Origin of the sequence: Xenococcus sp. PCC 7305 (assembly GCF_000332055.1) — a bacterium.
Lineage (GTDB): Bacteria > Cyanobacteriota > Cyanobacteriia > Cyanobacteriales > Xenococcaceae > Xenococcus.
The window spans coordinates 1-13,269 of sequence record NZ_ALVZ01000158.1; the positions used below are offsets into that span (position 1 = coordinate 1).

General features: G+C 38.5%; 14 protein-coding genes and 1 pseudogene. 6 read left to right on the forward strand and 9 right to left on the reverse strand.

Annotation, left to right across the window (positions count from 1 at the left end; genetic code table 11):
* The first annotated feature begins 167 nt into the window (after nt 1-167).
* Complete coding sequence (locus XEN7305_RS28990; RefSeq protein WP_158500392.1) at nt 168-320, forward strand: hypothetical protein; 153 nt, start codon at nt 168-170, stop codon at nt 318-320.
* Nucleotides 321-417: 97 nt separating this feature from the next.
* Here the strand turns inward: XEN7305_RS28990 and ribBA are convergent, their stop codons facing one another.
* The 3 genes from ribBA to XEN7305_RS10055 form a co-directional block, all read right to left on the reverse strand.
* Nucleotides 418-2,091, reverse strand: a complete 1,674-nt coding sequence (ribBA, locus tag XEN7305_RS10045; RefSeq protein WP_006509299.1) for a bifunctional 3,4-dihydroxy-2-butanone-4-phosphate synthase/GTP cyclohydrolase II — start codon at nt 2,089-2,091, stop codon at nt 418-420.
* A 185-nt stretch (nt 2,092-2,276) separates the two neighbouring features.
* Nucleotides 2,277-3,581: a glucosylglycerol 3-phosphatase gene (gene stpA / locus XEN7305_RS10050; RefSeq protein ID WP_006509300.1), complete on the reverse strand. Its 1,305-nt coding sequence runs from the start codon at nt 3,579-3,581 to the stop codon at nt 2,277-2,279.
* Nucleotides 3,582-3,643: 62 nt separating this feature from the next.
* A complete protein-coding gene (locus tag XEN7305_RS10055) occupies nt 3,644-4,180 on the reverse strand; it encodes a RecQ family zinc-binding domain-containing protein (protein ID WP_144053237.1) in 537 nt (178 codons plus the stop codon).
* A gap of 295 nt (nt 4,181-4,475) precedes the next feature.
* Between XEN7305_RS10055 and XEN7305_RS10060 the strand changes: the two genes are divergently transcribed.
* Nucleotides 4,476-5,111 carry a Panacea domain-containing protein gene (locus tag XEN7305_RS10060; protein ID WP_006509302.1) on the forward strand — a complete coding sequence of 212 codons (636 nt, stop codon included), beginning with the start codon at nt 4,476-4,478 and terminating at the stop codon, nt 5,109-5,111.
* Here XEN7305_RS10060 and XEN7305_RS10065 read toward each other — a convergent pair.
* From XEN7305_RS10065 to XEN7305_RS10085, 4 genes are all read right to left on the reverse strand, one after another.
* Nucleotides 5,108-5,392, reverse strand: a complete 285-nt coding sequence (locus tag XEN7305_RS10065) for a hypothetical protein (RefSeq protein WP_006509303.1) — start codon at nt 5,390-5,392, stop codon at nt 5,108-5,110. The genes XEN7305_RS10060 and XEN7305_RS10065 overlap by 4 nt on opposite strands.
* Before the next feature lie 577 nt (nt 5,393-5,969).
* Nucleotides 5,970-6,857, reverse strand: coding sequence for a DUF6262 family protein (locus XEN7305_RS27560; protein WP_006509304.1), 888 nt, complete (start codon nt 6,855-6,857; stop codon nt 5,970-5,972).
* Nucleotides 6,850-8,442 (reverse strand): site-specific integrase, encoded by a 1,593-nt coding sequence (locus XEN7305_RS10080; RefSeq protein WP_006509305.1) that lies wholly within the window; start codon nt 8,440-8,442, stop codon nt 6,850-6,852. Before XEN7305_RS10080 ends, XEN7305_RS27560 begins: the two co-directional genes overlap by 8 nt.
* The gene (locus XEN7305_RS10085; RefSeq protein ID WP_006509306.1) at nt 8,417-9,538 is read right to left on the reverse strand and encodes a tyrosine-type recombinase/integrase; all 1,122 of its coding nucleotides are present in this window, start codon (nt 9,536-9,538) and stop codon (nt 8,417-8,419) included. Before XEN7305_RS10085 ends, XEN7305_RS10080 begins: the two co-directional genes overlap by 26 nt.
* 95 nt (nt 9,539-9,633) lie before the next feature.
* Here XEN7305_RS10085 and XEN7305_RS10090 point away from each other — a divergent pair, with 95 nt between their 5' ends.
* Entirely contained in the window at nt 9,634-10,170 is a 537-nt protein-coding gene (locus XEN7305_RS10090; protein ID WP_006509307.1) for a MerR family transcriptional regulator, read from the forward strand.
* A 95-nt stretch (nt 10,171-10,265) separates the two neighbouring features.
* Here XEN7305_RS10090 and XEN7305_RS10095 read toward each other — a convergent pair.
* Nucleotides 10,266-11,219: pseudogene (locus XEN7305_RS10095) on the reverse strand (RecQ family ATP-dependent DNA helicase); the annotation flags it as partial.
* Nucleotides 11,220-11,313: 94 nt separating this feature from the next.
* On the reverse strand, nt 11,314-11,946 hold the full coding sequence (locus XEN7305_RS10100; RefSeq protein ID WP_006509309.1) for a Vat family streptogramin A O-acetyltransferase: 633 nt from the start codon (nt 11,944-11,946) through the stop codon (nt 11,314-11,316).
* Between the two features lie 124 nt (nt 11,947-12,070).
* Here XEN7305_RS10100 and XEN7305_RS10105 point away from each other — a divergent pair, with 124 nt between their 5' ends.
* From XEN7305_RS10105 to XEN7305_RS10115, 3 genes are read left to right on the forward strand one after another with little or no spacing between them, the layout of a single operon-like run.
* Entirely contained in the window at nt 12,071-12,397 is a 327-nt protein-coding gene (locus tag XEN7305_RS10105) for a DsrE family protein (RefSeq protein WP_006509310.1), read from the forward strand.
* A 39-nt stretch (nt 12,398-12,436) separates the two neighbouring features.
* Nucleotides 12,437-12,847, forward strand: a complete 411-nt coding sequence (locus XEN7305_RS10110) for a DsrE/DsrF/TusD sulfur relay family protein (RefSeq protein WP_006509311.1) — start codon at nt 12,437-12,439, stop codon at nt 12,845-12,847.
* Between the two features lie 10 nt (nt 12,848-12,857).
* Nucleotides 12,858-13,238, forward strand: a complete 381-nt coding sequence (locus XEN7305_RS10115) for a DsrE family protein (RefSeq protein WP_006509312.1) — start codon at nt 12,858-12,860, stop codon at nt 13,236-13,238.
* Nucleotides 13,239-13,269: the final 31 nt, after the last annotated feature.

Sequence of the window (13,269 nt, forward strand, 5' to 3'; positions counted from 1 at the left end):
TATTAGAGTTTATCGATGTGATAGCTGTGACTGGATAGCAGATCGAGACTATTCAGCCAGTTTAAATTTACTAGGGTTAGCTGAACCCGATGTCATGCCTGTGGAGAAGCAAGAGCCGACTCTCTTTGATGAAGCAGGAACTAGAAGTAAAACAGTATTGTCCAATATTGTCTAACTTTGAGAAAGCGGCTTGGGAATATGAAATCACAGGTGCTGATCGGGTTTTTTATGTCCCGTTATCAGATGAAAAAAAGGTAATTGTTTATTATGCGGGAAAACATCCAGTCAAAAATAAATATCCCAAGCCTCCAAGTATTTAAAACAATAAAAATACATCTAATATTGCTGCGGCTATTTCTTTTATGGCAGTTTTTACCCTAAAACCTAACACCCAAAACCTAACACTATTAATTCACCCTACTTCTCAAAACTGTAAATAGTTTGACTTTCGAGATTTTGCCATTGCAAAGAAGGTTTAGTTGCCAGAGAATAACATTTTCTGTCTAATTTTATTTGTAAGCCCAACATCGGATCTTCTCCTGTGGCAACCAGCAATTCGATTTTTTTAATGCCGTCCCAAGCCGCAAGGTCATCTAAAATCGCAGCAATTCCCAATGAATAAGGATGTTTCGGTTCTTGATACCAATGGTCAGTGACTAAGTTTGTTTGGTCGAAACCAAGGTGACAAATTAAAGAAGGATGACTGAATAAGGCGATCGCGATCGGACGGGTTTCTTCTTGTACTAAAAAATCAAAGGAGCGAGATAAATAGCGAATTTTATCAAGCTTTTCGTAACGAGCTGGCGCAGAATCTACTACCGAATCCCAAGTGACAGCAATAGTAACAATGTAGGTTTGTAAGAGTAAATGACCAAGTTTCTTGGCTTTGGTTGCTAAATATCCTGAGTTGTAATCATTAGCTTCGATTAGTAAGGGAAGACGATCTACTATTTCTAGACCATAACCCTTGAGGCCCGCAATTTTACGAGGGTTATTGGTAATCAGACGAATTTTCTTGACTCCCAAATCATTAAGAATTTGAGCCCCCATGCCATAATCTCGCAGATCGGCAGGAAAACCCAAACGCTCATTGGCTTCTACCGTATCCAATCCCATATCCTGCAAGGAATAGGCTTTTAACTTATTGACTAAACCAATACCTCGGCCTTCTTGCCGCAGATAAACAACTACGCCTAAACCAGCAGTTTCCAACATTTTTAGGGCTGCTTGTAATTGCATCCGACAGTCACAACGCAGAGAACCTAAAGCATCTCCTGTTAGGCATTCTGAATGCATTCGTACCATCACATCGCGATCGCTAAACTCCTGAGGATCACCTTTGACAATGGCAATATGTTCGGCATTATTTAACGCATTACGATAAGCATAAATATGGAAATTCCCGAACTGACTCGGAAACTCGCAAATAGTCTCGCGATAGACAAAGCGATCGTGTTTGAGGCGATAGCTAATTAGATCGGCTATGCTAATTAGCTTCAAATTATGTTCTTTGGCATATTCAACTAACTGAGACAATCGCGCCATCGAGCCATTGGGATTCTGAATTTCACAAATAACTCCCGCTGGATATAATCCTGCCAATCTAGCTAAGTCTACAGCAGCCTCGGTATGCCCTGCGCGTTTTAGAACTCCACCTTCTCTGGCTCTGAGGGGAAAAATATGACCAGGCCGCACCAAATCTTCGGCGATCGTGGCTGGGTTGATGGCAACTTGAATTGTCCGCGCGCGATCGTCCGCAGAGATTCCGGTGGAAACTCCCAATTTAGGAGAAGCATCGATACTGACAGTAAAAGCTGTCTGATTGCTATCAGTATTGTTCGTAACCATCAAGGGCAAATCTAGAGCATCCAGTCTGTCTCCTGTCATGGCCAAGCAGATTAAGCCTCTAGCTTCTACTGCCATAAAATTAATGTTATCGGGAGTAGCAAATTGAGCTGCACAAATCAAATCACCCTCATTTTCGCGATTCTCATCATCCACTACCACGATCGAGCGACCTGCTTTAATATCAGCCAAGGCAGAGTCAATAGAATCAAAAATAAAATTATCGTTATGAGGCGTATTTACCATTAGAGAAGACTATGCCGTTCATATCTATTACTTATGTCATTTTAACGTAACTGTCGTCGCTTATCAGTGTTGTCTTTGCTTTGGGTTCAGCTATAATCCCTGTCTTCATTTGGAAATGCCAACTATTTTAAAAGCTTACAAGAACAACCTAGGACTTTGCTTGGGCGAATTACAGTTTCCGAAAGTTAGGGTTTGTAGTTATTCTTCAGACTAGCTGCGGCTTTAAACATTTCAATATATTGCTGATAGCCGCCAGGAAACACAACATTTAAAGTTAAAGGATCACTATGATCGCGCGAGTCTCCAGGCCCTTCAATTACTCTTGTTCTTTGTTGGACAGTCCCATCTTCAGTAAGAGTAAAATGCTCCAACTTTAATGACTTACGGTTTTTTAATTCTCCACCGCTACTGTCCACATAAACAACAATATTATCTTGCTCAAACTGCTGCCCGATAGTTTGCACTAATTCTAAAAATCCGCGATCGCTACCGCCTCTTTGGAATTTTATCTGTTCTCCTATGACTTCTGCTTTGCTGGTAACCGTATCCCCCACTCCAATAATGGTGGGCATTGCTGTCAAGTCAAAATTTTCTGCCACTAAAGCAATTAATTCCTGCTGAGAATGGGGGGCTTGTCTGGCATTAAAATCTGCGCCTAAAGGGTAATTTCCTGTTCGTAAATAATAGTAATGATTGAGAATTACCAACACGCCTACTTCTTTGATGGCACCTCGCAACATAAATTGGAAATCCGTTGTACCTGAACTCGCGCCTTGAGCTAGTTGAATAATTTCTTTCCCCCCATCATCTCGTCCTAAATTAGGAGCATAATGCACAAAAAAGGAATCTGCTAAACCCATTTCCTGTGCTTCTTGCAAAAGTTGCTCGGTTAAGCCTTGGATTGTTTTTTGCAGTTGGAGATAAGCCGCAGGTTTTTCTAATAGGGCATCATGCAATACATTGAGATTTGCTGTCGGGGATACTTTATTGTCTAATACCGTTGCCTGAATAGCTGCGGCAATGGTTTCTGAGCTTAAACCATAATTATCTTCTAAGAAAAATCTTTGTAAACTCGCACTCATCCTGGCGGGAACAGCGTCTAAAAATGCTAATTCTGCTGGGCTGACTCCTGGATGGGAATAATTACCATCACGATCTTGCCATTGCACACCGCCTCCTGCTAACCCAGGTAAGTAAGAACCTTTGGCTAATTCCGGTTTATCAAAAGCTTTTTCGACAATGGAATTAACACCTCGTTTGCCAATATGTTCGCCGTTGGTCAAGACAAAAAAATGCTGGTCAAAAGCTTTGGTTGCTTCTAAATATCCGCGATCGATTACCCTAGTTAGGGGATCTCTTACAAGACCCATACAAACACCGTCAAGGTCTTGAATAATCAAGATATTTTCTTGCTCGGTAAGAATGCGAATTAATTCTTTGTGATCTAATGATAGAGAATGTTGGGATAGAGAGGAAGAAGCAAAAGTCATTGAGATTTTCTGGCAAGTTTCAGAAATATCATACGTCTAATATCGAAATTATTATCCAAACTCTACTTACAGCGATCGCAATTACCACATTGAAATCCTAAAGATTCTTGCTCAAAGCCAAAGGCCGCTAGCAGAAATTGCCAACGACATTGTTTACTCTGCAAAAATTGTTGCATCTGTTTTTGCCAATATTTTTGTCTGGTTTGCCAACGATTAACATCAACAACAGCAGATGTTTTTTGATAACTAAAGGGATCTTTCCAAGATAGACAATCTAAACTATGGAGAATACTTAAAGCGATCGCGCTTTCGGGATATTCGGCAATGACTTCCTCGATATTTCCTCGCTCAGGAATTTGTTGCATAATTTGCCTTGCCTGTCTGGCTTTTTGCTCAATTTGACGAGTAAAAAACTGACTCCGTTGTTTATCCTCTGGGTTCAACCATCCTGTAGGCTCGCTCACTAGGGCTAAAGTGTGAGCAACTTTGCCATCTCGACCACTTCTGCCAATCTCCTGCATATATTCTGATAGCAATTCGGGAGTGTGATAGTGAACTATCCAGCGACAATTATCTACAGTAAATCGTCTATAACGCAAACAAAGCAGTGCTTTTACTTTGTGGAATTTCTTTGAAGTAAATTTAAAGTTTTTTAGTGATCAAAGTATTATTGCTTATATTTAAATCTTTAATGTATTTGTACAAAACAGAAAGATTTGGGAAAGATGGATTATCGTATAATGAACAAAGATAACAATATAAACAAAAAATAAAATAACAATTCAGTTTCTTTGAATGATTGGCTTTTAAATTTGGGGGTCTATTTAATTCCCATGAAACTGTTTTAGATATTGCCAAAGTATTTTGAACAGTATAAATATTAGGGGAGAAATCATGAAAACATCAATTCATGCAACTAAATATTTCTTAAGCAAAGGCTACGAGCGAGGTATATGTTTAACAAAAAAGAAACTACAAAAGCTAGTTTATTATTCCCAAGCTTGGCATCTAGTCTTCCTGGGTAAACCTTTGTTCGATGATGAATTTCAGGCTTGGCGGCATGGGGCTGTATCGATTCAGGTTCGGCAGGCATATAGAGAATATCAATACGATTCTCTTCCTACCCCAGTAGAAAATATTGACTGGGAGCCAAATGAAGCGAAAATTCTTGAAGAAATTTGGCGTGTCTATGGTTTCTTAAGTGCAGATGAACTAGAAGATCTAAACCATCATGAAATGCCTTGGTTGAATGCACGCGTAGGTTTAGCACCCAATGAAAGCTCAAAAAATCCCATCTCACAGTATGACATGAAATTTTATTATTCTCACTTTGTAGCAGACAAAGAAAACTATAAAATTAGTAACAATGCGGTAGATAAGGATAAAAAAATACAGGTAGAGTTAGAATTTACAGACGGTACAACTTGTAAAATAGATAGGGAAGAAGCTGAAGAATTTATAATTAGTAATTTGGGGAAATTTAAGAAGAAAAGATTTAAACCTAGAGGTCGTAGAAGAACTTGCGCCTAACACAAAATAATTACTGTTAGATTCTCTAAGCTGCCTTCATATTGTTCATTGTCAATGTCTGAGGCAGTTTTCGCATAATATATTGTTGAATTTAAAAAAAATCGATATGAAGTATTTGGGTGATCATTTCGACGCCCTTGATAATCCTTTTCAATACCAAGTTGGACATAGACGTGAGCCTTTGCGGTTCCTACCAACATAGTACCAAAAACATAACCATCAGATTCGGCAGCTTCAAATTCTTCTTTACATACTTTTACTTCACTGTAATCAAGACTCATGTTTCGTAGTATAAGATAAATTATATTTATGGGTTGGCGGTGGACGCGGAGAGGCTTGAACTCTCATCCCGACGGCTTAGGAGACCTGGGACGCACCATGCCGCGCCCATAAGTGTTAAGCAGCGACAGTTTTTGTTCGCTGCTTAATTACGATCTTTTGATTTGCAAGATTATTATACAAGCTATTGGGGAGATGTCTCCGATTGATAACTTTCCCAACTGTCTTGTGTTTAAAAAATACCTTAAAGGTTTGCCTGATAAGCCTTTTGTCTCTTCTGTACCTACTATTTTTTTTCTTGTTTTTAGGGTCAAATAGAAATACTAATGTAGCGTGTTTCGAGTCTAGATCAACAAATTCTAAATTGTTCATTTTGTGATAACATTGGTGTATAAACATAAAAAATTTACGCTTGCCAGTTTAACTGCCAGGCGGTTTGGTAGAAACGACGGTGATTCTTGTGAGCTATTTGACGGTAGATTTCAGGCACCGTCGTTTCATTTCTAGATTATAAAGTATAAATGCTGGTCAAAGCCAAAAAAATTCTACGAAGTAAAGCACTTTTTCTAAGAAAATTGCTTAATTGGGCTTAACGACTCTTTCCAAATACTCGAAAGTCCATTTTTCAGAAAATTCTTTATATGGGTGCCACTGTCCAGTATTTTCTCTCACTAACCATTTATTTTCTTCTTGACGACATTCAGTGACAACTCCATAAGCACGAGCCAATTCATACCATTCAGAAAAAGCATCCTTAGCCTTGCTTTCACCCATCGCTTCATTAGGTTTCCAAGAATCTTTAATCGCGGCTGATAACCAAGCTTCAGGACTTCTAATTAAAGTACTATCTATCTGTTGCTTGAGAGCGTCAATAGCAGTCATTACTTTTTCTTCGCTGGCATTCTTAATAGTTTTAGCCAATGTACTAGAAATATTGATATTCATGGATTCTAGCTCATGAGTAATCCGCTCACTAATCCCTGATGCAGGCTTTATGAGAATTACTTTTTGATTGGTTTCTGAAGCGATGGGCGCATATAGTTTGTCTTTGAGCTTTGCATTCTCTTTTTCTAGCCGCTCCAGTTTTCGCTCTAGCTCTTTTTGATTTAATAACTGACCATAAACGACTTCTAACTGAGACTTCAAGCCTTTGTTTTCCGCGTCAACTTTTTTGATTCGGACTTTGAGAGTTTTAATCATCGCGTCCTTAGAAGCATCAGAAGCTTTTTGCTTGGGAGAGATTTTTTTCTTTGAATGTTTTGCCCTCAACTCTTCGATACGAACCTTAACTTCTGGTTCTTTGTAAAGCCAAGCCTTAGAAACTCCAGAAGCTTTGGCAACAGAATTAAAATTGATTTTCTCCCCATCGCGAATCAACTGTTGAATCGCCTTGTCAACCTTCTCAAACGCTGCTCGCCTTTTCTTCTGGGCATTTTTCTTTAGCCCATCGACATTCCTTTCAATCATTGCTTTCTAGCCCCCTGATGATATTTTCTAAATTTGCCTTAACTTTTTTGTTCATCTCAACCTGTCTCTGCCAACCATTTGCCTCTGCTTTTTGAATGATTTTTTCTGTTTGTTTTAGTTCTTGTTTGTGATAGTCGAGATATTCAAGAGTGGTTCTAAAATGAGTGCAAGTCAGACAGGCGTTAGCGTGAGGACAGCCTTGGCTAATGATTGGTAAGGCACAAGAGCCATTGGGTAAAGCCTGAGCTTGAACAGTACGCTTAAACCATTGCAGGTCTTCAGTCTGGGCTTCAGGAATAACCTCCTCAACTATTTGACCTGAAATATTCACGACTTTGCCGTGAAATTTAGCCACTTCTTCTTTCATAGTTTGATCATGAATATGAGCATAAACTGCTGTCATTACTGGTGATTCATGACCTAAGTATTTCTGAATAATATGCTGCGGAACTCCATTGTTTATCATTCGAGTCCCTACTGTATGGCGAAATTCATGAGGAAGAAAATGCCAAGGTTTTCCCGAAGAATCACAAATACTATGCTGTTCAGCTAACTTGTCCAGATAGCGAACAAATGAATTGCGAGTCATTAATTTGGCAGTAGGCTTAAAACCTTCTTTCCTAGCCCCACCTTCGTTAGCAGTAAAAACATAACTAAAGGGAAGATCCAAGTTTTCGTTGATGTATCGAATTTGCTCTTGGAGCACTCGGACAATTTCTCTAGAGATAGGAACAGTAATCTCTTTTTTCATTTTGAATTGGTAATACCGCAAAAACCAATCTCCTGCTTTATCCTGCAAAAGACAATCTGACTTGAGATGAAGCAATTCAGATATTCTCATTCCACATTCAAGCAAGACTAAAACCATTCTTTGAACTGGCGCATGAAGATCTTCTAGGTGTTCAATAAGTTGGTCGATGATATGTTCTGGAATGTATCGAGGTTGCGATTTTGGTCTTTTAGGAAAATCTTCTTTGCGAACTAAATACCTCGTAACTCCTAGCCATTCGTTCTGATATGCCATTTCAAAGAATCCTTTAAGACCAGTAATTCGAGCACATCTAGTAGAAACTGAAAGCTTACTACTAGCAAGATGAGCTAGAAAACTGATAACTACTGAGCGATCTATCCCATCAGAGGAAATCTCGGGATAAGACAAAGTCAGAAATCTAGAAAATTGTTTAATAGCTAATAATTTTTCACTCGCAGAAGAAAAACTTAAGGTACTTAGAATGAATTTGATATATTGTTTGGCTGGAGTCATCAACCAAGGCTGTTCAATTCCTACAAAATTGAGTTTGTAGCAATATTGTCCAATAGAATTAGGAATACCTAAATTACGAATATCCCAAATATCTTTCTTGTATTCTGCTTCAGGATTGACAATATGAACTTTTGCCGATTTTTCAGGATTGTAAGTGAAGTGACGACCGCATTTTTTACAAATATAAATCTGATGTCTTTTCTTGCCTCTACTTTTCCTTTTTTTGACAAACGAATCACTTCCACAATGGTGACAAGTTATTAGCTTTTTCTCAAGTTCTGTAAGAGGCTTGTAGCTACGTTGAGTCTGTTGTTGTTTCATCTTGAAAATCCCTTTGATTCAAATATTCTTGATAAGCAACTTTCATGTCTTCGTTGCTGACATGGACATAAGTGTCTATTGTGGTTTGGATACTGGCATGTCCTAATCGCTTTTGGACATAAGCCATTCCCATTCCTTCACGGATTAATTCTGTTGCATGACTATGGCGTAATTTATGGGGAGTAACAGCAATACCTGTTTTCCTCTTAAGTCGGCAGAAAAGAGCCATAACATTGCTATAAGTCATAGGAGATCCAATCTTGCCATCCCAAAGATTTACAAAGACATAATCACTAAAGTCATCTTGTAGCACTTCCATAAATTCATTTTCTAGATATTGGCTATAAAGCCCCATTAAGTCTTTGGATACATCAATTTCATAAGGGGAGGTACTTTTAGCACGAGCTTCATTCTCGTTATTATTGCGCGGAACTATTTTGATGAGATTGTCCCAAGACTGAATATCTTCATGCCGCAAGCCTAAAGCCTGACCAATTCTCATCCCACTTTCGTAGAGCAAACAAAGTAAAAATTTATCTCTAATGCGATGACAGGCTTCAACTAATTTCTGGAATTCTTCGCTAGTAACAGTTTTAGGTTGTAGCTTAGGCTGTTTTAGTTTTAGTAGACGAGTTCTCAGAGGCTTGCTTTTCGTCACATGATGCAAAAACCCTTTATATCTCTTTCCTGGCATTACTTGAGAACGATATAAAGGAATTTCAGAGACTTTTCCTGTCTTTTCGTGAAAGTCATAAAGCATACAAACAGAAGTCAAAATAACATTGACTGTGGCTTCTGTTCTCTTTGCCTCTACTTCTTGTAGCGAAACAACATTTCCTGTTGGACTACGAAGCCAATGGATAAATTCAGCTAATTCTATAACATTGACCCTGTCCCAATCTAATTTAGACTCTTCTAAGTATTGCCAATATAGCTTCAAATGATATGCATAAGAACGAATAGTATTAGGGCTTTTTTCAAGATTATTTAGATAGCTTAAATATTCCTGAATTGGTTCAATAGGTAGATAGTCATCTCCTAAGACCAACCAAGTTATTTTGTCATTTTCTGGAGCTCGAACTTTCTGAACTTTCACTGTTTTGAAAAGTGGCTGTATTATTGATTTGTTAGAAAAAAAACAAAACGTATTTAAATTTTAAGTTTTTGAATACGTTTTAAGTATTAATAATTATGAAGCTTAAGGATAAGTTTACAAGGCAAGAAACTTTAGAACTTGCTGGGGCAACGTCAAATCAGCTCCAGTATCTTGAGCGCTTGGAATTAATACAGCCAAGTAGGATTACAAAAAACAGGAAAAAACCGCTTGTTTTTTATACATGGGAACAAATTTTAGAAATTAGGGCAGTTCGTGATTTAAGGAATCAAAACGTTTCACTGCAAACTGTAAGGAAAATAATCCAGTTTTTAGACGACTCAAAAATTGATAATAATCTTAGAGACAAGCTATTGGTTGCTGTTGATGAAGATGTTTTTTGGGTTAATCAAGACTGGTCGGATTTCGGAGAACAGATGACCAGGATATCAGCATTAGTTGTTGCTTCTAAGAAAAATAACAATATAGGTCAATATACGCTAATAGTAATTCCTGCTCTGAAAGAGATTGTTGAACAAGTTTGGGAAATTGCCCAACAATCAAAAGTAATCAATTTAGAGGAATTCAAGAAGAGGGCGAAAGCAAAGCCTGTTAATATACCTCAACTTTGTTGACGTTTAATACTTTGTGGAATTGATGAATAAATTTTGTCTACAAAGAAGTCAAATACAAAGTCAAGTTGTTGTTGTTTACTATGAATACTCTTTTTTAAATGCTGTTGTTTTCGACAATCACTTTTATCGATTCCCATACCAAAAGCAGAAGTACAAATTACAAAAGGAATTTTCCCTTGCAACCATTGGTTTTCGATGTGACGTCGTTGCTGATCTGTCAGACCTGCATGATAAGCAAGAGTTTTTAGGTTTCGAAATCGCAACCAGTCGGCCAATTCCTCACTAGCTTTGCGAGAACGGACATAGATTAAACCCGATTGATTTGGTTTGTCTTGGATAAACTTCAAAGTCTGCTCTCGTCTTCCTCTCGAAGTCCAGATATTTTTGCCCTGAAGATGTAAATTCTTGCGATAGGGACTAAGGAGGAACTTGGCTGGATGATATAACCTAAGAGTTTTGATAATTGCTTGTTGAGTGTAGATATCAGCTGTGGCAGTGAAAGCTGCGATCGCGATTTTCCGAGAATGAATTTTGCTTAGGGCGGCTCTGACTGCTCCAAGGCGAGTATAGGCAGGCCGAAATGTCGTCCCCCATTGCACCAAACAATGAGCTTCGTCTAGGATGATGCCGTTAATTTTGACTTGAGCTTGGCTCAGAATTGACCAAACAGGAAGAGATAGAAGAGTTTCAGGAGATAAATATAATAGTCGCAGATTTTGACTAGAGACTGCTTTTAATGTCTGATCGCGATCGCGCTTACTCTGCTGAGAATGAATTAAGGCCGCAGGTAATTGCTTATTTTGCAGTTGTTGTACCTGGTTTTCCATTAAGGCAATAAGAGGCGATATTACCAATGTCAAACCGTTTTTTAATAAGGCAGGAAGTTGGAAACAAATTGACTTACCGCCACCTGTGGGCATCACAATTAAAGCATCTTTTCCTCGCAAGAGAGACGCAATAATTTCTGCTTGAGGATAGCGAAAATCTGAATATCCCCAAATCTTGTGTAGAGTAGCTTTTAAATCAGGCAATTGATCTTGAGCTAGCATAATTAATCTTTTCTGGTACGCATTGGTGTCTTTGACTAAATACTTCCCAAAACTGCTGATCCTATCGAGATTATCAATAATCAAGAGCCCAAAATTATTTACAGTTTTTTAAAGCTTCAAGATCGGCATCGACAATTTTTTCCAGATGCTTCGTAATCTTTTCGATAGGCCAATCCCACCAGGCAATCTCTAGCAAAACTTGAACTACTTCATCAGTAAACCGCTGGCGGATTATTTTTGCTGGATTACCGCCCACAATTGTATAGGGCTGAACATCTTTTGTAACGATAGACTTAGACGCAATGATTGCTCCATCACCGATTTGTACTCCAGGCATAATTACCGATTCATAACCAAGCCAAACATCGTTGCCAACCACGGTATCTCCCTTAAAGGGGTACTCATTCGGCTTAAGAGCTATTCGCCTCCAGCTGGCACCAAAAATCTCAAAAGGATAGGTAGAAAACCCCGACATGCGATGGTTTGCACCATTCATAATAAACTTAACACCTCTTGAGATAGCGCAAAATTTGCCAATAATCAGCTTGTCCCCGATAAACGGAAAGTGATAAAGCACATTTCTCTCAAAGTTCTCCGAGTCTTCTGGGTCATCGTAATAGGTATAATCTCCAATGAGAATATTTGGGTTTGCAATCGTATTTCTAATGAAACAAACTTGGGGAAATCCTGACATTGGATGAGAAGTCTGGGGATCGGGATATTGCATTTTAGATTTTTAACCTCGATCTCGTTAGCATCTAAATTCATCTTCCAGCAGATGAGTCTTTTGGAGTTTTTTGTAATAGGATTGGGTTTGGTAAGTTATCAGATTTTAGCCATGGAGAATAGAAATGACTCACTATCTAATTTTAGAATCCAGAGACCCCTATGATTCTGCCGACTGGAAAAAAATGCAGGACATAATAGTGGATCTCAAGAAAAATGGTAATGATGTAACTCTTTTTCTCATTCAAAATGGGGTTTTACCGATTCGTCAAGGTACTTCTTTTGAAAGTCATTTTGACAATCTTAAATCATTAGGCATTAATATTCTGGCTGACTTATTTGCTTTGCAAGAGCGAGGAATCAAAAACACCGCACAAAGCGTTGAAAAAAGCAGCATCGATCGCCTGGTTGAACTTTCTTTAATCCCTAATACCAAAACAATCTGGCATTAATCATTCACCCAACTAACTAAATACCAATCTCCCAAATATATGTCATCTAAGACTTTAAGTATCGCTATCATGGATGCTCCCTATGAGTCGGCCAATTCTACTACTGCTTTAAGAATTGTTCATAGTGCCCTCAATCAAGGACATAATGTTGATGTTTTTGCCTATGAAGGGGCAGTTAATTTGACAATGAAAGAACAATCTCCCCATGCCAATTCCATTAAAGGCACGACAATGGAAGAGGAAAATCATCCGACAACGAAAGATTGGGTTGCTGCTTTGTTTAAGCTTGCTCAAGAAAAGAAAGTCACGCTTAATTGGATTAATTGTGGTTTATGTGTAGATGAAAGAGGTGCGGGAAACTGGATTGATGGCGTCAGGAGAGGTGGCCCGGCCGACTTCATCAAATCGGTGCAAAAAAGTGACGGTGTAATCGTAATTCCAACTCGTTAAAAGGAGCAACATGAAAGTATTAAGCATTGTAGAGACCGCCTACAGAGGAACCTTAGAAGAACAAGATGATACTATTCTTTGGTTAAATCAGAGTTTTCAGAATAAAGGGGTTGATATTGCAATTTTGCTGCGAGGAAATGCGGTGAATTACCTGATTAAAGAGCAAACACCCTTTGCTTTGCAATTTGGGGCCTGGAAACAAACTCAACCCCCTGAATTAGATCGCGATTTGGAGCAGATGATTGGCAAAAACATTACAGTTTATGCGATCGCAGAAGATCTCACAGAGCGGGCTTTACCCCAAGAAAGATTGATTGACGGTGTCTCGTTGATTAATAAAAATGCCGTAGCTAATCTTTTTGAAGAGTTTGATTATGTTTGGCATTGGTAAATTCACTTACTTAATGAAGACGGCTGGTAGG